20 protein-coding genes are annotated in these 19,605 nt (G+C 57.6%); 19 read left to right on the top strand and 1 reads right to left on the bottom strand.

Annotated elements, in window-relative coordinates; genetic code table 11:
* On the top strand, nucleotides 1-1,014 hold the full coding sequence (locus HMPREF9162_RS08085; protein ID WP_009658241.1) for an iron ABC transporter permease: 1,014 nt from the start codon (nucleotides 1-3) through the stop codon (nucleotides 1,012-1,014).
* Nucleotides 1,011-1,778: an ABC transporter ATP-binding protein gene (locus tag HMPREF9162_RS08080; protein ID WP_037350433.1), complete on the top strand. Its 768-nt coding sequence runs from the start codon at nucleotides 1,011-1,013 to the stop codon at nucleotides 1,776-1,778. Before HMPREF9162_RS08085 ends, HMPREF9162_RS08080 begins: the two co-directional genes overlap by 4 nt.
* A gap of 41 nt (nucleotides 1,779-1,819) precedes the next feature.
* On the opposite strand, the gene HMPREF9162_RS08075 is transcribed toward HMPREF9162_RS08080, so the two are convergent.
* Complete coding sequence (locus tag HMPREF9162_RS08075) at nucleotides 1,820-3,502, bottom strand: DUF4127 family protein (RefSeq protein WP_009658270.1); 1,683 nt, start codon at nucleotides 3,500-3,502, stop codon at nucleotides 1,820-1,822.
* A 176-nt stretch (nucleotides 3,503-3,678) separates the two neighbouring features.
* Between HMPREF9162_RS08075 and rsmD the strand changes: the two genes are divergently transcribed.
* From rsmD to HMPREF9162_RS07990, 17 genes are all read left to right on the top strand, one after another.
* The gene (gene rsmD, locus HMPREF9162_RS08070) at nucleotides 3,679-4,236 is read left to right on the top strand and encodes a 16S rRNA (guanine(966)-N(2))-methyltransferase RsmD (protein ID WP_009752789.1); all 558 of its coding nucleotides are present in this window, start codon (nucleotides 3,679-3,681) and stop codon (nucleotides 4,234-4,236) included.
* Nucleotides 4,233-4,745 carry a pantetheine-phosphate adenylyltransferase gene (gene coaD / locus HMPREF9162_RS08065; RefSeq protein WP_009752803.1) on the top strand — a complete coding sequence of 171 codons (513 nt, stop codon included), beginning with the start codon at nucleotides 4,233-4,235 and terminating at the stop codon, nucleotides 4,743-4,745. Before rsmD ends, coaD begins: the two co-directional genes overlap by 4 nt.
* 12 nt (nucleotides 4,746-4,757) lie before the next feature.
* A complete protein-coding gene (locus HMPREF9162_RS08060; protein WP_009372016.1) occupies nucleotides 4,758-5,291 on the top strand; it encodes a hypothetical protein in 534 nt (177 codons plus the stop codon).
* 84 nt (nucleotides 5,292-5,375) lie between these two features.
* The gene (locus tag HMPREF9162_RS08055) at nucleotides 5,376-5,876 is read left to right on the top strand and encodes a DUF177 domain-containing protein (RefSeq protein ID WP_009752843.1); all 501 of its coding nucleotides are present in this window, start codon (nucleotides 5,376-5,378) and stop codon (nucleotides 5,874-5,876) included.
* Between the two features lie 15 nt (nucleotides 5,877-5,891).
* A complete protein-coding gene (gene rpmF / locus HMPREF9162_RS08050; RefSeq protein ID WP_009658221.1) occupies nucleotides 5,892-6,071 on the top strand; it encodes a 50S ribosomal protein L32 in 180 nt (59 codons plus the stop codon).
* A 155-nt stretch (nucleotides 6,072-6,226) separates the two neighbouring features.
* Nucleotides 6,227-6,781, top strand: coding sequence for a transcription factor FapR (gene fapR / locus HMPREF9162_RS08045; protein WP_009372013.1), 555 nt, complete (start codon nucleotides 6,227-6,229; stop codon nucleotides 6,779-6,781).
* Nucleotides 6,782-6,813: 32 nt separating this feature from the next.
* The gene (gene plsX / locus HMPREF9162_RS08040; protein WP_009372012.1) at nucleotides 6,814-7,824 is read left to right on the top strand and encodes a phosphate acyltransferase PlsX; all 1,011 of its coding nucleotides are present in this window, start codon (nucleotides 6,814-6,816) and stop codon (nucleotides 7,822-7,824) included.
* A complete protein-coding gene (locus tag HMPREF9162_RS08035) occupies nucleotides 7,817-8,821 on the top strand; it encodes a beta-ketoacyl-ACP synthase III (RefSeq protein ID WP_009372011.1) in 1,005 nt (334 codons plus the stop codon). The genes plsX and HMPREF9162_RS08035 overlap by 8 nt, the downstream gene beginning before the upstream one ends.
* Nucleotides 8,821-9,768 carry an enoyl-[acyl-carrier-protein] reductase FabK gene (gene fabK / locus HMPREF9162_RS08030; RefSeq protein WP_009372010.1) on the top strand — a complete coding sequence of 316 codons (948 nt, stop codon included), beginning with the start codon at nucleotides 8,821-8,823 and terminating at the stop codon, nucleotides 9,766-9,768. Before HMPREF9162_RS08035 ends, fabK begins: the two co-directional genes overlap by 1 nt.
* 10 nt (nucleotides 9,769-9,778) lie before the next feature.
* Nucleotides 9,779-10,714: an ACP S-malonyltransferase gene (fabD, locus tag HMPREF9162_RS08025; RefSeq protein WP_009658219.1), complete on the top strand. Its 936-nt coding sequence runs from the start codon at nucleotides 9,779-9,781 to the stop codon at nucleotides 10,712-10,714.
* Between the two features lie 45 nt (nucleotides 10,715-10,759).
* The gene (fabG, locus tag HMPREF9162_RS08020; RefSeq protein ID WP_009438964.1) at nucleotides 10,760-11,503 is read left to right on the top strand and encodes a 3-oxoacyl-[acyl-carrier-protein] reductase; all 744 of its coding nucleotides are present in this window, start codon (nucleotides 10,760-10,762) and stop codon (nucleotides 11,501-11,503) included.
* A 37-nt stretch (nucleotides 11,504-11,540) separates the two neighbouring features.
* The gene (locus HMPREF9162_RS08015) at nucleotides 11,541-11,771 is read left to right on the top strand and encodes an acyl carrier protein (protein WP_006689543.1); all 231 of its coding nucleotides are present in this window, start codon (nucleotides 11,541-11,543) and stop codon (nucleotides 11,769-11,771) included.
* 269 nt (nucleotides 11,772-12,040) lie between these two features.
* On the top strand, nucleotides 12,041-12,988 hold the full coding sequence (locus tag HMPREF9162_RS08010; RefSeq protein WP_026761892.1) for a nitronate monooxygenase family protein: 948 nt from the start codon (nucleotides 12,041-12,043) through the stop codon (nucleotides 12,986-12,988).
* A gap of 37 nt (nucleotides 12,989-13,025) precedes the next feature.
* Nucleotides 13,026-14,270, top strand: coding sequence for a beta-ketoacyl-ACP synthase II (gene fabF, locus HMPREF9162_RS08005; RefSeq protein WP_009752838.1), 1,245 nt, complete (start codon nucleotides 13,026-13,028; stop codon nucleotides 14,268-14,270).
* Nucleotides 14,271-14,274: 4 nt separating this feature from the next.
* Nucleotides 14,275-14,991, top strand: coding sequence for a ribonuclease III (gene rnc / locus HMPREF9162_RS08000; protein WP_009372004.1), 717 nt, complete (start codon nucleotides 14,275-14,277; stop codon nucleotides 14,989-14,991).
* A gap of 182 nt (nucleotides 14,992-15,173) precedes the next feature.
* Nucleotides 15,174-16,361 carry an efflux RND transporter periplasmic adaptor subunit gene (locus HMPREF9162_RS07995; protein ID WP_009372003.1) on the top strand — a complete coding sequence of 396 codons (1,188 nt, stop codon included), beginning with the start codon at nucleotides 15,174-15,176 and terminating at the stop codon, nucleotides 16,359-16,361.
* Between the two features lie 12 nt (nucleotides 16,362-16,373).
* Entirely contained in the window at nucleotides 16,374-19,565 is a 3,192-nt protein-coding gene (locus HMPREF9162_RS07990; protein ID WP_009372002.1) for an efflux RND transporter permease subunit, read from the top strand.
* The last annotated feature ends 40 nt before the right edge of the window (nucleotides 19,566-19,605 follow it).

Below are 19,605 nucleotides of genomic sequence, written 5' to 3'. Positions count from 1 at the left end.
ATGCAAAAGAGTAACCGATTGCTGTGGCTGAGCCTGACCGGCGGCCTGATCGCCGTGTTTTTCCTCTCCCTGGCGGCGGGGCGTTACCCGCTGTGGCCGGACGAGGTCGCTGAGATTCTGATGAATGCCCTCGGCGGTGCGCCCGCAGACGATATGGCATCGACCGTTGTACTGGAACTGCGCCTGCCGCGTACTCTGCTCGCGATGCTGGTCGGCGCGGGGCTGTCGCTCTCGGGTGCGGTATATCAGGGGATCTTCCGCAATCCGCTCGTCAGTCCCGATGTGCTCGGCGTCAGCAGCGGCGCGGGTTTCGGTGCGGTGCTCGGCATCCTGCTCTGGGGAACGGGCGGCGGCACGTCCCTGCTCGCCTTTATCTGCGGTGCGGCTAGTGTGTGGCTCGCGTACTATTTCTCCAAGAGTCGCGGATCGGTGTCGATGATGTCACTCGTCCTTTCGGGCATCATCATCTCGTCCATCTTCTCCGCGCTCATTTCACTGGTCAAATATGCCGCCGATCCCTATGACAAACTGCCAGCCATCACCTATTGGCTGATGGGGAGCTTTTCCAAGGCGGACTTTGACAAGCTCGAAATCATCGGGCTCCCGATGATCGCGGCGGGGGCGCTCCTTCTCGCAATGCGCTGGCGGATCAACATTCTCTCGCTCGGCGAGGAGGAGGCGCGTTCGCTCGGAATCGATCCCGCGCGGCTGCGCAATATCGCCATCGTTGCGGCGACCGTTATCACGGCGCTCTCCGTGACCAGCTGCGGCATCGTCGGCTGGGTCGGACTCGTCATTCCGCATATGTGCCGCCGGATGGTCGGCGTCGATCATCAGCGGCTGCTGCCGGCAACCTGCTTCGTGGGCGCGATCTTTCTTGCACTCGTCGACATCTGTGCGCGCAGCCTGCTCGCAGCGGAGCTGCCGATCGGCATCCTCACCGCACTGCTCGGCGCACCCTTCTTTGCCGTACTCCTCAAGCGTACGCGGGAAAAAATGGGGGATTGGTCATGATCGAGGTGAAGGACGCCGCATTTTCTTACGACGGCAAAACAGAACTCTTTTCCGGGCTGAACTTCTCCCTCGCCGCAGGCGAGATACTGACGATTCTCGGACGCAACGGCATCGGCAAAACCACATTCCTCCGCTGTCTGCTCGGCATCCTGCCGTGGACGCGCGGCGGCTGTTTGGTGGCCGGGGAACCTCCCGTACCCGACGCAGTCAGCGACAAGATCGGGTATGTGCCGCAGAGTCATGCCCCCGCGTTTCCCTATACCGTCTTTGAGATGGTCATGATGGGGCGGGCGCGGCGCATCGGCCTCTTTCGAACGCCGAGCGATGAGGATCGCCGCCGTGTGGCGGAGCTGCTCGAACTCGTCGGCGTTGCGCCGCTCGCGGATCGACGCGCGACGGAACTCAGCGGCGGCCAGCTGCAGATGGTCTACATCGGGCGCGCGCTTGCGACCGAACCGAAGATCATGATCCTCGACGAGCCGGAAGCGCATCTCGACTTCCACAATCAGCTCATCGTACTGCGCCTGCTCAAAAAACTGGCAAGCGAGCGGAACATGACGATTGTTATGAATACGCACTCCCCCGAGAATGCGCTGAAAATATCAGATAAAAGCCTCATGATGCGCCGCGGCGCATATGTATTCGGCGAGACGCAGACCATCCTCACGGAGGAAAATCTGCGCCGCTTTTTTGACATCGACTGCCGTGTGCTTGAGGCGCAGGTCGACGGTGAGACGCAGCGCGGGCTGCTGACATTACTGTAGTAGAAAAGTGGAGCTGCTGCGTTCGTGCAGCGGCTCCACTTTTATCTCGTGATCGTCATCTCCGGTGCGGTATGCATTCGGATCTCGAAGGTGCGCGGCCACGGGAAGTATGCCGCGGCATGTGAGCGGCGTACTTGGAACGTCGTGCTGCCAACACGGAACGGGGCACGGAATGCGGCGGTTGATTCGTAAGCGGCGATGCGGCGCGTGAGATCACGGGCGAGCAGATCGTTCGCCCAGCGCGCATTTTTCTCTAGGTCGAGATCGGCGGTGTTCGTAAAACCTGCAGTATGCAGTGTCCCATTGATGCGGTCGATGCCCTCCTTGAGATAAAATTCGTCCTCCGCGATGCGCCCTGTGAGGAAGGTGACGTTGGCATAGGTTGCCGCTTCACGTTCTTCCTGCATCTGTGCCTGTGCGAGCGCGCAGTGATAGAGTACTGCCTCCGAGAGCGCCGTACCGATGGCATTGCTCGCCGTGTTCCAGCCCGCATAGGCGCTGAGAGCGTTTACGGGGACATTATGCTCAACGAGAATGGGGAGCAGTGTCTCCTCAGCGCTGAACCTGCGGGAGAGGTCGACAAGCGCGATATGCTTTCCTGCTGCAAGCTGCCCTTTGATGTATGCGGCGGCGGGAGCTCGCGTGCCGAGCGTATCCGCGCTGCGGTCGCCCGCGGAGATGAAGAGCGTGATGTCCGCAGCGCCTGAGTCGTCCGCCGCGCATCCGAGCAGGGCGATCTTTTCGCGCGCCGTTTCGTCATTGGAGACTGCCATGAAGGGGAACACGGCATTCGCCATGGGCGGCGCAGCATAGCGGAGGGTGATGCGCGGCGCCTCCATACCACGCTCGCGCATCTCGTCGACGGCGAGTCGCGCGAGCATGGTGAGTGCGATTTCGTCGGCACCATGCACAATGACGGCGCGGTTGGCGGGAATATGTTTTGCAGAAAGCAGTGTGCTCAGTTCCTGCTTTTTTAGATTGCCCACGGAATACGGTTCGCCGTCATCCTGCCCAAGCACGAGCCGTGCGAGCACCCCCTCCTCCGTAAGCTCAATGAGCATGGCGGCAAGCGCCGTACTCTCTTCGAAGTGGGCGAGATATTTTTCTAATTCGTCGTTGGTAAAGTCCCCATGCAGACGCGATAATTCGTCGGCATCTACGGGAACTCCTTCGCCCATGCGCCCGAGGAGGCGCGCGTAGGAGAGGAGAGCGCGGCGCGCGCGCAGCCCGTCGATGCTGTCCTGCGCCGCGGCGCGCGGGAGGATATAAAAGGCGTGGAGGGGGACATCAGGATGTGCGCCGTGCAGAGCGCGCAGATATGAGGCAAGTCCCTCGATATCCTCCCTGGAAATATGAGCCTCACGTGCGGCGATGAGCCCCCCCGAGAGGAGTTGGTCGACGGAGAGTATGACGGCGGAGGAATCCTCTATGTGTGCGGCGAGCCATGCGCGCATATCAGCCGTGCTGCCGGGCTGTGTGTAGTAGTCCATGATTTCAGACGGAGGGAGGAGAATTTCGCGGCTGACTATTTTTCCGCCGTTCACAACGAAATCCGTACACGGGGGGCGTGAGTCGAGCGGTACGAGGAGAATAGGGCGATCGCCCTCCTGCACAGAGAGGACGGGGGGATAGAGAATGCCCTCCGGGCGGGAGTGCAGAATGTATCGGAAGAAGAGAACGGCGCAGACGAGGGCAAAAATAATTACAATCCATTCTTTACGCAAAATTTCTGCCTCCTCTCTTCATCGCCGCACAGTATAGCACAGTGCGCACAGGCTGAAAAGATGCATGTGCATCAATTTTTCATCACAGGGTAACGAGTGCGGCGCAACAGGTTGAAATAAGGATAGGAAATGTGGTAAAATAACAAGACCTATGGTAGGATACCGGGAGGGATACAATGCGGATCATTACCGGCAGCGCGCGCGGATGCCGTTTGAAAGCCCCGCCGGGAGAGGCAACGCGCCCGACTGCGGATCGCACGCGCGAGGCGCTGTTCAGTATGCTGGGAAGCCGTGTCATGGATGCGCAGGTACTCGATCTCTTTGCGGGAACGGGGGCGCTCGCCCTTGAAGCACTCTCGCGCGGCGCGGCGCATGCCGTGATGATCGACCGCGCGACACATGATGTCCTCGTGGAGAATGCTAGGCGAACGAAGCTCGCGCAGTGTGTTGAGCTCCGCCGCGGCGATGTCTATGGACATGCTGCAGAGCTTGCACGTGCAGGCCGCACCTTTGATCTCATTTTTGCCGACCCTCCGTATGCGAAGGGCGATGCGCTCCGTGTGCTTAGGGCAGTGGATTCCGGCGTCCTGCTTGCCACAGACGGACTTTTTGTTCTTGAGCAGGGGGCAGGAGAGGAATGCGCAGAGCATGTGGGTGCGCTCTCACTCATACGGGAGCGGCGTTACGGCGCGGCGCGCATCTGTTTTTATGAACGTCGGGAGGCTGCAATATGAGGCGGGCGGTATTTGCCGGAAGCTTTGATCCCGTAACAACAGGGCATATTGATATTATCGAGCGTTCAGCAGCGATGTTTGACGAGCTCATCGTCTGCATTTTTCACAATATCCAAAAGGAAGGCTGCTTCCCTGTAAACGAACGCATTCGATTTTTGCGCGAGGCGACGTCACATGTGCCAAATGTCCGCGTGGATGTTTCCTCGGGACTTCTCACGGACTACATGCAGCAGGAAAATGCGCGCGTTGTGGTGCGCGGGCTGCGCTCGGTCAAGGACTTTGAGTATGAGGAGAACCATGCGGCGATGATTCGCCACCTCATGCCGGAGAGTGATACCATCTTTTTACTGACCCGCCCGGATCTGACCTTTGTCAGTTCCTCGGGCGTTCGGGAACTTATCCGTTTCCGCGGTCCGGTGCAGGGGATTGTGCCGCCGTCAGTCGAGCGGGCAGTTTTGAAGCTATATGGAAAAATAAGCAGTGATTCACGCGCCGCAGCGCACTGGTAAAGGAGTTTATTTATGGCAGTAACGGACACGCTCAAAAAACTGGAAGATTTGGTAGCGGATGCTTCGCACTTTCCCTTTACGGATAAGGCGCTCGTCAATGACGATGAGATCGTGCATCTGGTGGAAGAACTGCGCACGGATCTTCCAAAAGAGCTGAACAATGCGGCGCAGATCGTAGCGGAGAAGGACAGCATCCTCGGCACGGCGCAGGAAGAGGCGAAGAATATTGTCGAATCCGCGCAGGCGCGTGCAAATCAGATCCTAGAGGAGAGCGAGATCGTCATCCAGGCGAAGGAGCGGGCGCGTGCCATTGTACAGCAAACGCAGGAACAGGCGCGCGAACTGATGGAGCAGACGCAGGCAAGTGCGGCACGACTGCAGAGTGATGCAGACGCTTATGCAAATCAGGTGTTCGAGCAGCTGATCGCACACGTTGGCAGCACATTTAAGGGGGTGCAGCAGGCGGAAGCGGGGCTGAATCAGGCGATGAACGTGCTGCGTACGGCAAAAGCACAGATGAATGCGCCGCAGGGAGAACAGCAGTAATTTTAACAATCGGAGTGCGGAACTATAAAAAACGCTCCTTGACAATGCAGAAAAGCATCGCTATAATGTGAAAGGTCATGCGTCATGATGAAAATAGACGTTGCCGCACCCGCTTTTGCGCTCGGTGAAAGCCGCGCATTTGCGTTCACGGCATCCCCTGTCTCGCTCGATATGGGGGCAGACGCACCTCAGTTCCGCGGTGATATTTGCGTTGCGGGAACGGTGATGAACACGGGACGGACGTTCCGTGTGGCGGGGCACATTACGGCGTCGAAGGAGTTCGTTTGTGACCGCTGTCTCACCGAAGGCGTGCGGGACATTGCGCATGATTTTTCTGAAGACTATGCGAAGACTACGGGAGAAGCGGACGGGGAGAATGTGGTTGAGGGCGACGAGATCGTCATCGACGACCTCGTGCGTGATACCCTCCTTGTGGCTGAGCCGCTGCGTGAGCTGTGTAAGTCTGACTGCAAAGGGCTTTGTCCGGTCTGCGGACAGAACCTGAACGAGGGGGCGTGCGGCTGCAATACGTTCGTACCCAATCCTCGACTGGCGGCTTTAGAGAGTCTGCTGAAGAACGACTAAGGAGGTGTATCCAAAGTGGCAGTACCAAAGAGAAAAACATCGAAAGCACGCCGCGATCGTCGCCGTGCAAACTGGAAGCTCGAGGCGCCGAACTATGTCGCGTGCCCGCAGTGTCATGAACCGAAGCTCCCGCATCATGTGTGCCTGGAGTGCGGCTATTATGACGGAAAACCTGTGGCCGAGGCTGCTGAATGAGACCACACGAAGCTGCTGTAAGAAGCCTATGCGCTTTTTGCGGCGGCTTTTTATTTTTTGCCCGATACCTCTTGCTTTTCTTTTTAGTACCTAGTATAATGCCTTTATACTGATAGCATCAGGTGCTAAATTTATGAGAGAGGAGGGGCTGCGTTTTGACAGAAAAAAAACGACGCCGACAGGAGATACTGGTCAGTGCGGTGCACAAAGAACCTTTTTTAACGGATGAAGCGCTTGCCAAAAAACTGGCCGTCAGCGTGCAGACGGTGCGCCTGGATCGGACGGAGCTCGGGATACCGGAGCTTCGTGCACGCGTGCGTACGCTCGCCGAGCATGCACGCGAGAAGGTTCGCGCCATCCCCCACACTGAGGTTGTCGGCGACCTCCTCTCGCTCGATCTGGGGCGCTGCGGAACGTCGGCGCTCAAGGTGACGGACGACCTGCTCTTTGCAGATTTGGATGTCGCGCGCGGAACGGCGCTCTTCTCGCAGGCAAATTCACTCGCTCTTGCAATCATCGACGCCCCCGTCGCTATGACGGGTGTCGCAAATGTGAAATATAAAGTTCCGATTCGGAAGGGCGATACGGTGATTGCACGTGCGGAGATTGTTAAGGTACGCGGAAACAAGACCTTTGTGTGGGTCAAGACGTACCGCGAAGACAAAGAAGTATTTCGTGCAAAATTTATTGTGGTATCATTGGAAAAATAACGCGGGATTCTCATAGGAGAAGGGAGTGCAGGATGCGGATAGCGGTCGATGCGATGGGCGGAGATTTTGCCCCGAAGGAAATCGTTCGGGGGGCGCTGGAGGCAGCAAAGAAATACGACTGTGAGATTCTTCTCGTCGGCGATGAGGAGAAGATCCGCACCGAGCTGCATGGAGAGAATATCGACGCGCTGCACATTTCCATCGTCCATGCCGCCGAGGTGATCGGAATGAACGAACACCCGGCGGAGGCTGTGCGTGCTAAGAAAGACGCTTCCGTCGTTGTCGCGACACGCCTGGTAAAGGACGGAACATGCGACGCTGTATTCTCGGCAGGTTCGACAGGGGCGGCGGTTGCGGCGGCACAGCTCATCCTGCGGCGGATCAAAGGTGTCGGCCGCCCCGCCATCGCGACGCCAATGCCAACGCCGGACGGCGTCACGCTCATGCTCGACTCCGGTGCGAATGTGGATTCGAAGCCCGAGCATATCGTACAGAGCGCCGTCATGGGCTCCTTTTACGCGCAGTACGTGTTCGGTGTGCGCCGGCCCCGCATCGGTCTTCTCAACATCGGTGAGGAGGCGACGAAGGGGAACGAACAGGCGAAAGAAACCTATGAACTGCTCGCCGCTGAACGGAATATTCACTTCTGCGGCAACGCCGAGGGGCGAGATGTACCGAAAGGCAGCTTTGATGTTGTCGTTTGTGATGGATTTGTTGGCAATGTTGTGCTAAAATTTGCAGAGGGGCTTGCAAAGACGATTTTGGGTCTTATCAAGGAAGAAGTGCGCAGCGGCGGCCTCATGGCAAAGCTCGGCGCACTGCTCCTCGTGCCGACCCTGCGGCGTCTCGGCAAACGCCTTGACGTCCGGGAATACGGCGGGGCGCCGCTGCTCGGCGTAGATGGCTGCTGCGTCATCGGGCATGGCTCGTCCGATGCAAAATCCGTTGCGAGCGCGATCGGTGCAACCGTAGACTATGTCAACGGAAAGGTGCTCGATCAGATACGCGAGGCTCTCGCGAAGGAGGAGCGTTCGAATGCATAAGATCAGCGCGGGCATCATCGGGACGGGGTATTATCTCCCGGAGAAGGTGCTGACAAACTTTGACCTTGAAAAGATGGTGCAGACCAATGATGCATGGATTGTTGAGCGCACAGGGATTCATGAGCGCCGCATCGCAGCGGATGATGAGCCTGTCTCGGCGCTCGCACAGCGTGCAGCAGAGATGGCGCTTGCCGATGCCGGGATTACGGGCGCAGATCTTGACCTCATCATCATGGCGACGCTCACCTCCGACCGCATCATTCCGGCGACGGCTTGTATCCTGCAGGATCGTCTCGGCGCGGTGCATGCGGCGGCGTTTGATCTCTCGGCGGCATGCTCCGGGTTTGTCTACGCATCTTCCATTGCGGCACAGTTCATTGAGAGCGGCATTTACCGCCATGTGCTTGTCATTGGCGGTGAGACACTCTCGCGCGTCATCGACTGGCAGGATCGCAATACCTGCATCCTGTTCGGTGACGGCGCAGGCGCAGCAGTCTTTGGTCCCGTGGAGGACGGCTACGGCGTGCGTGCCTTTGACCTCGGCAGTGACGGCTCGGGCGGCGATACGCTCGATATTCCGTCGAGCGGCAGCCTGTGCCCCGTGACGCCTGAGACCATTGAACAGCGTCTCACCTATGTCCACATGGACGGCAAGGCGGTCTTCCGCTTTGCGACCAAGGTCATGGGAAAAACTGTTGAAACATCCCTTGCACGGGCGGGGATGCAGCGTGAGGAACTCGATTTCCTCGTACCGCACCAAGCGAATATCCGTATTATCCAATCGGCGGCGAAGCGTCTTCATATGCCGATGGACAAAGTTATTATAAATATTCATCGTTACGGCAATATGTCTGCCGCATCCATCCCTGTCGCCCTCGCGGAGGCGGCGCACGCTAAGCGCTTCAAAAAGGGAGATCATATAGCCCTCGCAGGTTTCGGTGCGGGACTTACATGGGCATCGTGTATTATGAAGTGGGCGAAGGAGGAAAACAATTAATGTTTGAAAACAATCCGGTTTGCCGGATGCTTGGTATCAAGTATCCAATCTTCCAAGGCGGTATGGCGTGGATCGGCACAGCTGAGCTTGCCTCTGCCGTCTCAAATGCCGGAGGGCTTGGCCTCATTGGGGCGGGACACATGCCGCCTGATGCGCTGCGGAGTGAGATCCACAAGGTCAAGGATCGGACGAAGAACCCCTTTGGCGTCAACGTCATGCTCATGAGTCCCTTTGTGAAGGAAGTCATGCAGGTCGTGCTTGAGGAGCGTGTGCCCGTCATTACGACGGGGGCAGGCAACCCCGGCGAATATGTTCCGGCGCTCAAGGAGATCGGCTCGAAGGTGATCCCCGTGGTCGCCTCTGTCGCCCTTGCACGCCGCCTCGTGCGTACCGGCGTGGATGCCGTGATCGCGGAGGGAACGGAGTCCGGCGGACATATCGGCGAGATCACGACTATGGCGCTCTTGCCGCAGGTCGTGGATGCCGTGGATGTACCCGTCATCGGTGCGGGCGGCATCGCCGATTCCCGCGGTATGGCGGCGGCATTTGCGCTCGGCGCACAGGCAATTCAGATGGGCTCGCGCTTTGTGATGAGCGAAGAGTGTATTGCGCATCCGAATTACAAGAAAGCCGTCCTGAAGGCAAAGGATCGTTCGACTGTCGTCACCGGACGCTCGCTCGGGCATCCCGCGCGCGTTTTGCAGAACAAACTCTCGCGCAAATATGAGGAAATGGAAGCGGCGGGCGCCTCGCACGAGGAACTCGAGCAGCTCGGTGTAGGAAGTCTGCGCCGCGCAACCCACGATGGAGACGTGGACAACGGCTCCGTCATGATCGGCGAGATCTCGGGGATGCTCTCTGACATCAAGCCGGTCAAGCAGATCATCGAGGACATTGTCGGCGGTCTGCCGGATGCCTTTGATCGGGCGTGTGCCGTCTATCGGTGAGGAGATCGCTATGGGAAAACTAGCATTTATTTTTCCGGGACAGGGCGCGCAGGTCGTCGGTATGGGAAAGGATCTGTTCGACCGCTACGATCTTGCGAAACAGCGCTTTGCCGAAGCAGATGCAGCGCTCGGCTATTCCATCAGTACACTCTGCTTTGAAGGTCCTGCGGAAAAACTTCAGCTCACGGAGCATACGCAGCCGGCGATCCTGACCGTCGAGGTCATCGCCGCAGAGCTGCTGCGCGAAGCGGGAGTGGCACCCGAAGTGGCGGGTGGACACAGCCTCGGCGAATATGGCGCGCTCGTTCTCGCGGGCGTGATGTCGTTTCAGGATGCCGTTTTGCTTGTGCATAAGCGCGGCGCCTATATGCAGGAAGCCGTTCCCGTCGGCGAGGGCGCGATGGCTGCGGTTATCGGGCTTGATGACGAGCGCATCGTCGCCGTATGTGCCGAGGCGAGCAGCGCCGGCGCAGTACAGGCGGTCAACTTTAACTGCCCGGGGCAGACGGTTATCGCGGGTACTGTGAGGGGCGTTGAACGGGCAGTGGAGCTGCTCAAGGAACAGGGGGCGAAGAAGGCGGTCATTCTTCCGGTCTCTGCACCGTTCCATTCGACACTCATGGCGCCGGCGGCGCAAAAACTTGCGGCAGAGCTGGACAAAGTAGAGATCCGCGACGCGGCATTCCCGGTCGTCTCGAACTATACGGGCAAACTCCAGCAGAGCGCAGCGGAGATCAAGAAAAATCTAATCGCGCAGGCGGATCACCCCGTGCGCTGGATTGCCTGTGTTGAGACTATGAAGGAGTTCGGCGCGGACACCTACGTTGAGTGCGGCCCCGGCAAGACTCTTGCGGGATTCAACAAGCGCATCGACAAATCGCTTGTCAGCATGAACGTCGAGAATGTCGATTCTCTGCAAAAAACACTTGACACACTAAAGAAGTAATGATTAAATGAGTTCGGTCGAAAGGAATCAAGAAGGAGGACATTCATGATTCTTGGTGGGAAAGTCGCCCTCATAACGGGCGCATCCCGCGGCATCGGGCGTGCCATTGCAATCCGCCTCGCGGCGGAGGGCGCAAAGATTGCCGTCAACTATGCGGGCAACACCGCAGCTGCCGAGGAGGTCAAAGCCGCTATTGAGCAAAGCGGCGGTACGGCGATGCTCATCCAAACGGATGTGTCGGATGCTGTCGCTGCGGCGGAGATGGTCGCACGGGTTCATGAGGAATTCGGCGGTCTTGATATCCTCGTCAACAACGCGGGAATCACACGTGACACCTTGCTCCTTCGCATGAAGGATGAGGACTTTGACACTGTGATCAATACCAACCTCAAGGGTGTATATGCCTGTACGAAGGCGGCGGCTAAGCTGATGACGAAGCAGCGCAGCGGACGTATCGTGAACCTTACCTCCGTTGTCGGCGAGATCGGCAACGTTGGTCAGACGAATTATGCGGCCGCAAAAGCGGGCGTCATCGGGTTCACGAAGGCGGCGGCGAAGGAACTCGCCCCGCGCGGCGTGACGGTCAACGCGGTCGCGCCGGGATTCATCGACACAGACATGACAGCAGTCCTCAAGGACAATATTCGTGAAAAGATCGTCGAGGGAATTCCCCTCGGTGCGCTCGGAAAACCTGAGCATGTCGCCGATGCCGTTCTCTTCCTCGTAAGTGACGCGGCATCGTATATTACTGGCCAAACGCTGAATGTAGACGGCGGCATGGTTATGTAGCATATAATCAATTCATTTGAAGGAGGTGAGATACTGCATGGCAACGTTTGACAAGGTTCGCGACATCGTCGTGGAACAGCTTGGCTCGGAGGCTGACGAAGTCACCCTTGAGTCCACCTTCATTGACGATCTTGGCGCAGACTCGCTCGACATCGTTGAGCTCATCATGGCGTTCGAAGAAGAATTTAACGTAGAGATCCCGGATGAGGCGGCTGAAAAGATTAAAACTGTTCAGGATGTCGTCAACTACATCGATCAGAACAAATAAGAAGCCTTTCGGGCGGACGGTATCCGCCCACAAAACGGTCTTTTAGGGAAATCCCGTGACAGCTCAGGCGCACGGGATTTTTCTCAAAAGGCATCTATGAATTCGCATAACACCGGGACAGTGCTGTCCCGCTATGATACATTTATCCCCGCCCGGCGGAACCGGACGAATATGACGGAAGGGGAGATTGAACTTCTTGCGGAGAGAACGAAGCCGCCGTGTGCGGCACGCCGCTGTGTGGCGTATTCTCACGCGATTGGAGGGCTTATATGAGACTACCCGAGGTGAGGATTGGCAGCAAAGTTGCCACCGTCCCCATCATTCAGGGCGGTATGGCGATTCGCATCACAACGGCGCGGCTCGCCGCCGCTGTTGCAAACGAAGGCGGCATCGGACTCATCGCGGCTTCCGGTATGAAACACAAGGAACTGCGGTATGAAATCCGGCTTGCGCGCTCACTTTCCCCACATGGTATTATCGGCATCAACGAAATGGTCGCGGCAAGCGACTTTTCCGAGGCCGTTCAAATTGCGATCGAAGAGGGCATTGACCTCGTCGTCGCGGGTGCGGGATTTTCCCGCGATATGTTCCAGCTTGGCAAGGAATCCGGCACACCAATTGTGCCGATCGTATCTACGCCAAAACTGGCAAAGATTGCCGAAAAGCTCGGTGCGGCGGCAGTTGTCGTTGAAGGGAAGGAGGCAGGGGGACATCTTGGAACGGATCAATCCGTCCGCAGCATTATCTCCGATGTCCGCGCCGCGGTGAAGATTCCCGTCTTTGCGGCAGGCGGCATCCTGACGGGACAGGATATCGCAGATCTGCATAAACAGGGCGCCGACGGCGTACAGCTCGGCTCTCGTTTTGCCGCCTGCGTGGAGTCCAACGCGGCACCGTCGCTCAAAAGATACTATTTGAAATCGAAAAAAGATGACATCGTGATTATTCACAGCCCCGTGGGGCTGCCGGGGCGCGCCGTTCGCACACCGTTTTCGGCGCGGATCATGGAGGGACCCGTACCGCCGACGGTCTGCGATCGGTGTCTTAAGCACTGCGATCATCACTTCTGCATTATCCGTGCGCTCTCGCGTGCACAGCAGGGGGATCTCGAGACAGGGCTCGTGTTTACAGGCGAATACATGCCGCGCATCGACCGGATTTTGAGTGTTCATGAGATATTTGAAGAGCTGAAACAACAGCTCGAGGCAGCGAACTAGAGTGTCCGAGGATGCTCCGGGAAAGGAGTCGATTGGTTTGAAGAAGAGAATTGTCGTTACGGGGGTTGGTCCCATTACGCCGATCGGCATTGGAAAGGACGCCTTTTGGGACGCCTTGCTTGCGGGGAAAAACGGTATTGATAAGATCACTCGTTTTGATGCGACGCGCTACGCTGCGCAGATTGCAGGCGAAGTCAAGGACTTTAGTATCGACGGTTATATCGATAAGAAAGAGGCAAAGCGCATGGATCGCTATGCCCAGTTCGCCGTTGTGTCCGCAGGCATGGCGATCGCGGATGCGGGGCTTGACCTCAATGCAGAGGATCATGACCGCATCGGCGCCTATGTCGGTGCGGGCATCGGCGGCATTGAGACCATGCATAGTACCTATGAGCGGCTTTTCGACAAAGGTCCCGAGCGCGTCAGCCCCTTCTTCATTCCGATGATGATTGCCAATATGGCGGCAGGACAGGTTGCCATCAACTACGGTCTGCACGGGCCTGTCTCTTGTGTCGTGACGGCATGCGCGACGGGGGCGAACTGCATCGGCGATGCGTTCCGTGTGATGCAGCGCGGGGAAGCGGACATTATGATCGCGGGCGGTACGGAGGCATCGATTTCCGAGGCCGCCAGTGCGGGCTTTGCGGCGATGAAGGCGCTCTGTACCGATCATAACGACGATCCTGCACATGCATCCCGCCCGTTTGATAAAAACCGCTCGGGCTTCGTCATGGGCGAGGGTGCGGGGCTGGTCGTGCTCGAGACCCTCGAACATGCCGAGGCACGCGGCGCGCATATCTATGCGGAGCTTGTCGGCTATGGTTCAAACTCGGACGGTTACCATATTACAAGTCCGGCACCGCAGGGCGAATATCAGGCGAAATGTATGCGTCTTGCCCTCTCGGATGCAGAGATGCAGCCCGAGGATATCGACTATATTAATGCGCACGGTACCTCGACGCATATGAACGATCTCTGCGAAACCGAGGCGATTAAAACGGTGTGGGGCACAGCGGCAAAGGATGTTTCCGTATCCTCCGTTAAATCCATGACCGGGCATCTGCTCGGTGCTGCGGGCAGCGTAGAGCTGATCGCAACCGTACTCGCCGTTGAAAACGACATGCTGCCGCCGACAATTAATTACGAGACGCCGGACGAGGGGCTGGATCTTGACTATGTGCCGAACGTCGCACGTGCAAAGACGGTTCGTGCCGCGATTTCGAATTCCTTTGGTTTCGGCGGACATAATGCATGTCTCGTCGTTAAAAAATTTGAGAAGTAGCGCAATGGCGGAAGGACTATCGCCCGCACGGCGTGCAGAGCTGGAACGGCTTGCCGCGCATATGGGCGTTGCGTTTTCCAATATCGCCCTGCTCGACGAGGCGCTGACCCATCCGTCCTATGCAAATGAGTCGCGTGACTCTATACCGCATAATGAGCGCCTGGAGTTTTTAGGCGATGCTGTGCTGGAGCTTGCCTCCAGCACATATTTATATAAGCACTTTCCACAATGCAGCGAGGGGGAGCTGACCAAGATGCGCGCAAGCCTTGTGCAGAGCGATACGCTTGCGCGGCTTGCGCGTCGGCTGCATCTGGGGAGGCATCTGCGTCTCGGGCATGGAGAGCTGCGCGGCGGCGGTGCCGATCGGCAGAACAACCTTGAAAATGTATTCGAGGCAGTCATTGGCGCCGTTTATCTTGACCGCGGATGGGAATCTGCACGAGATTATGTATGCACGCAGCTTGTACCGGAGATTGGAAATGTGCAGCCCGCACAGGTGCGGTGCGACTATAAAACTACCTTGCAGGAGCACGTGCAGAAGGATCGGCACATGTCGGTTGCCTACGAGCTTGTCGGAGAGAGCGGGCCGGATCATGACAAACGGTTTACGACCCGTGTTTTGGTCGGCGGAGAAACACTCGGCGAGGGAACGGGCCCAAGCAAGAAAAAGGCTGAGCAGCAGGCGGCTGCGCACGCGCTTTCGAAGCTCGGACAGAGCTAAAATTTCAGTTAAACTTATCGGTGTGTGGGATTTCATTCCTTGACTTTTCCAACATGCTTCGATAATATAAAGTTGCTATGGCAGGGAGTCCCGTGCGGATACCTGCCGTTTCTTCATAGAGAGTATATTTAGCGGAGAAGAAACATTGTCCGAGGGAATGGGACAAAGAGGAGGTTTTTTATTTGTTTGGCATCAAGAAGAGCGTATTTGCACTTATTTCTGTGCTCGTATGCAGCATACTCATGGCAGGGTGCGGCGGCGGGCAGCAGAGCGGTACGCGTGCGACCCAGGTCAAGGCGATGAATGTCCTGCAGCAGGATACGCCGCTCACGCATGTGTACGCAGGACAGATTGTCGGAACAGACGAGGTGAATATCCAGTCGCGTGTTTCCGGCAACATCGTGGAGAAATATGTGCAGGGCGGACAGCTTGTCACGGCGGGGCAGCCTCTCTACCGCATTGACGACCGCCAGTACCGCAGCGCGGTGCTTCAGGCGCAGGCGACGCTCGCGCAGTCCGAGGCGACGCTTAACAACGCGCGTATGGATCTCTCTCGATACGAGCAGCTCTATGCCGATGCCGCGATCTCCGAACAGACCTTGACGACCCAGCGTGCGCAGGTGAGTGCCTACGAGGCAGCGGCAGCCGCAAACGCCGCGCTTTTGCGCCAGGCACAGGAAAACCTCGACGATACGACTGTCTATGCCCCTATGACGGGTCAGCTTTCTGTGAACGATGTGGGCGTCGGCACCTTTGTCTCGGCAGGGACGACAACGCTCGTCTCCATGGGGACATCGAACCCCATCTATGCGCAGTTTAGCCTCTCGGAGAACGAATACCTGAACTTCGTGGAGCAGGCGGCGCAGCAGAGCGGTATCGGCGGCGTCATCGTACAGCTGACCCTTTCGAACGGATCGAAATATCCGCTCACCGGACACATCGCAACGGCAGATCGCGCACTCGCCACGAACACGGGCACGCTGACGCTCAAGGCTCTCTTTGACAACCCCGACGGACTCCTTCTTCCGGGCATGTTTGCCCGTGTCAGCCTTATCGGCGATACCATTCCAAACGCACTGCTCGTCCCGGAGCGTGCAGTGCAGCAGCTCCTCGGCAAATCCTTCGTCATGGTTGTCGGTGACGGCAATAAGGCCGCCGCACGCACGGTGACACTTGGTGATAAGGTCGGCAGCTACTATGTCATCAAGGACGGTATAGATGCCTCCGATATTGTTGTTGTCGAGGGACTTACGACACTCCAGGAAGGCGGCGATCTTGCCGTAACAATGGTGACGCCGGACGAGATGGGCTTCTCCATCGACGGGGATGATTCCGACTTTAACACGCGTGCCCTCACGCCCGCGGAGTAAGGAGGAAACCCTTTGGCAAAATTTTTCATTCATCGTCCGATCTTTGCGATTGTCATCGCGTTGATGATCGTCATTGTCGGAACGATTGCAGGATTTTCTCTGCCGATCGCGCAGTACCCGCAGATCTCGCCGCCGACGGTCGCGGTCTCCGCGTCTTATACGGGGGCAAGCGCAGCCGTTGTCAACGAAACCGTTGCGCAGGTCATCGAGGAACAGGTCAACGGAACGCAGGGCATGGATTATATGGACTCCACGTCCGACGATACTGGACGCTATAGTCTCTCCGTGACCTTTGAGGTCGGCACGGACGGCGACATGGACGCCGTGAAGGTGCAGAACAACGCGGCGGGAGCAAACGCCAGTCTCCCGTCCTCCGTGCAGTCCGCAGGCGTGACCACGCGCAAATCCTCGGGGCAGATGGCGTACTTCGTCTCGCTGTACTCCGAGGATGGCAGCTATGACCGCGCGTTTATGAAGAACTATGCGACGCTCTACTTCCTCGACGCCATCAAGCGCGTCAACGGTGTCGGCGAGGTTCAGGTCTTTGGTGCGGATTACGCCATGCGCGTCTGGCTGAATCCGGATCGCCTCGCAGAGCTAGGACTCACCGTCGCGGACATCACGGCGGCGATCAACGAGCAGAACGTGCAGGCGCCCGCGGGCACGGTCGGCGGAATGCCGACGGTCAACGGTCAGGAAAAGCAGTTCACGGGCAAGGTACAGGGACGACTCACGACGCCTGAGGAATTTGGCAACGTTATCATCGCCTCGGGCAAGGACGGCTCCTTCGTTCGTCTGAAGGACGTCGCGCGAATCGAGACGGGACAGCGGCAGAACAATATTGTCGCAAAATTTAACGGCTATCCTGCCGTCGGTTTCGGCATTCAGCTCACCTCCGATGCGAACGCAATGACGACCATCGCCGAGGTGCGCAAGATTTTGGATGATGCCGAGGCGAATTTCCCGCCCGGACTCAAGATGAAGTCTATCTTTGACAGTACGGACTACATCAACGCCTCCATTAGCGAAGTTGTGCATACCTTTGTCGAGGCGTTGCTCCTCGTCGTTCTTGTCATCTTCGTGTTCCTGCAAAGCTGGCGCGCGACGGTGATCCCTCTGCTCGCGGTTCCGGTGTCTCTTATCGGAACGTTCGGCGCGTTTGTGCTGCTCGATTTCTCTATCAACACACTGACACTGTTTGCGATGGTTCTTGCGATCGGTCTCGTCGTCGATGACGCGATCGTCGTCATTGAGAACGTCGAGCATCATATGGAAAGCGGACTCTCGCCGATTGACGCCACCGAGCGCGCGATGGCGGAGGTGCAGGGACCTGTCGTCGCGATCGCGTTCGTACTCGCGGCGGTCTTTGTCCCCGTTGCATTCCTCGGCGGCATGATGGGCGTCCTGTATAAACAGTTTGCACTCACCATCGCCATCTCGATGGCGCTTTCCGCGTTCGTTGCGCTCACACTCACACCCGCGCTCTGCGCGCTCATGCTGAAGCCGAAGAAGGAAAATGCGAAAAAGGGATTCCTCGATCGCTTCTTCGATGGATTCAACAATTGGTTCAACCGTGCCCGCAAAGGCTATATCGGCATCGTCACAAACTCGATCCGCAAATCGAGGATTGCCATTGTGTTCCTGCTGATCGTCTGCGGCGTGACTGCGCTCATCTATAAGAATCTCCCGTCCACCTTTGTTCCCGAAGAAGATCAGGGCTATATGATGATTGCGATTCAGCTCCCCTCGGGAACCTCCACGAACCAAACGCAAAAAGTTGTGGACAAGATCCAGCAGGCGGCGCAGCGCGAGATTGATGGGCAGAGCGCTGTCATGTCCATCAATGGATTTGACATCCTCGCGGGCGGCGCGAACTCCAACGGCGCCGTCATCTTTGTCGGCATGAAGGATTGGTCGCAGCGTCCGGGCTTTGCACAGTCTGTCACGGCAGCGGTATATAAGATGTTCCGCGTCGGCGCGATGGAAGCGCCCGAAGCGCTCGTCATCGCCATCAATCCGCCGGCGCTTCCGGGACTCGGCAACGTTGGCGGTTGGTCGCTCGAACTTCAGGATATGACCGGTCATACAGATCTCGAACTCAACGATCTCGTGAACGGGATTCTCGCCGAGGCGAATACGCGTCCCGAGCTACAGGGCGTGCGTACGACGTTTAAGATCAACGCGCCGAGTTATCGGTACGAGATCGACCGTGAGAAGGTCAAAAATCTTGGCGTCGAGCTCACCGATGTATTCACCGCACTCCAAGTCAACTTCGGCGGCTATGAAGTCAACGACTTCAACCAATTTGGACGCACCTACAAGGTTGTTCTCCAGTCCGACGTCACCTATCGCACGGAGGCGGAGGCGGCAAAGTTCGTCTTTGTCCGCAACTCCTCAGGCGGCATGGTTCCACTCGACACGCTCCTAAAGCCCACACTCACAACGGGACCGACCCAGATCAGCAGATTTAACGGTGCGCGCTCGATCACCATTCAGGGGAGCGCGGGGCAGGGCTATAGCTCCGGTCAGGCGATGAACGCCATCACCGAGATCGTGCAGAAACACGCCCCCTCGGGCTACAACATCGAATGGTCGGGGCAGAGCCGCGAAGAGCGGAAATCTGCGGATTCCACCATGCAGGTGCTCGCGCTTGCCCTCGTATTCGTATTTCTCGCGCTCGCAGCGCTCTATGAGAGCTGGAGCGTACCGTTCGCTGTCCTGCTCACCGTACCGACCGGCATCTTTGGGGCGCTCTTCTCTGAGTACGCGCTCGCGTTCATCTTCGGTATGATCGGGATACCCGCCGCGGGCTTCCAGAACAGCGTTTATATGCAGATCGGTGTCATCATGGTCATTGGTCTTGCGGCAAAGAATGCAATCCTGATTGTTGAATTTGCAAAGGTTCGTGTGGATCGCGGCATGGATCCACTGAAAGCTGCAATTCAAGCGGCGGGGCTGCGGCTTCGCCCGATCCTTATGACGTCATTTGCGTTCATCATTGGCTGTCTGCCGCTTGCTATCGCATCCGGCGCAGGCGCTGCTGCGCGTAACGGTATGGGCGTCGCCGTCGTCGGCGGTATGCTCTTCGCAACCGCCCTCGGCATCTTCCTCATTCCGGTCTTCTATGTCGTTGTCGATCGTATCGCGCGAATGCTTGGCGGCAGAAAGAAACCAAAGATAAAGACTGCAGATGAGTACATGTAAAAACTGAATCAAACGACGATCCGTTGGAAAAAGGACGCTT

Origin of the sequence: Selenomonas sp. oral taxon 137 str. F0430 (assembly GCF_000183625.1) — a bacterium.
Lineage (GTDB): Bacteria > Bacillota > Negativicutes > Selenomonadales > Selenomonadaceae > Centipeda > Centipeda artemidis.
Note: the sequence above shows the minus strand (reverse complement) of the source record. Positions and strands in the feature narration are given on the sequence as shown.

Bases quoted from the DNA above. Each gene is read 5' to 3' on its own strand.
- HMPREF9162_RS08085 (WP_009658241.1), top strand. From the start codon at position 1: ATGCAAAAGAGTAACCGATTGCTGTGGCTGAGCCTGACCGGCGGCCTG.
- HMPREF9162_RS08080 (WP_037350433.1), top strand. From the start codon at position 1,011: ATGATCGAGGTGAAGGACGCCGCATTTTCTTACGACGGCAAAACAGAA.
- rsmD (WP_009752789.1), top strand. From the start codon at position 3,679: ATGCGGATCATTACCGGCAGCGCGCGCGGATGCCGTTTGAAAGCCCCG.
- coaD (WP_009752803.1), top strand. From the start codon at position 4,233: ATGAGGCGGGCGGTATTTGCCGGAAGCTTTGATCCCGTAACAACAGGG.
- HMPREF9162_RS08060 (WP_009372016.1), top strand. From the start codon at position 4,758: ATGGCAGTAACGGACACGCTCAAAAAACTGGAAGATTTGGTAGCGGAT.
- HMPREF9162_RS08055 (WP_009752843.1), top strand. From the start codon at position 5,376: ATGATGAAAATAGACGTTGCCGCACCCGCTTTTGCGCTCGGTGAAAGC.
- plsX (WP_009372012.1), top strand. From the start codon at position 6,814: ATGCGGATAGCGGTCGATGCGATGGGCGGAGATTTTGCCCCGAAGGAA.
- HMPREF9162_RS08035 (WP_009372011.1), top strand. From the start codon at position 7,817: ATGCATAAGATCAGCGCGGGCATCATCGGGACGGGGTATTATCTCCCG.
- fabK (WP_009372010.1), top strand. From the start codon at position 8,821: ATGTTTGAAAACAATCCGGTTTGCCGGATGCTTGGTATCAAGTATCCA.
- fabD (WP_009658219.1), top strand. From the start codon at position 9,779: ATGGGAAAACTAGCATTTATTTTTCCGGGACAGGGCGCGCAGGTCGTC.
- fabG (WP_009438964.1), top strand. From the start codon at position 10,760: ATGATTCTTGGTGGGAAAGTCGCCCTCATAACGGGCGCATCCCGCGGC.
- HMPREF9162_RS08015 (WP_006689543.1), top strand. From the start codon at position 11,541: ATGGCAACGTTTGACAAGGTTCGCGACATCGTCGTGGAACAGCTTGGC.
- HMPREF9162_RS08010 (WP_026761892.1), top strand. From the start codon at position 12,041: ATGAGACTACCCGAGGTGAGGATTGGCAGCAAAGTTGCCACCGTCCCC.
- rnc (WP_009372004.1), top strand. From the start codon at position 14,275: ATGGCGGAAGGACTATCGCCCGCACGGCGTGCAGAGCTGGAACGGCTT.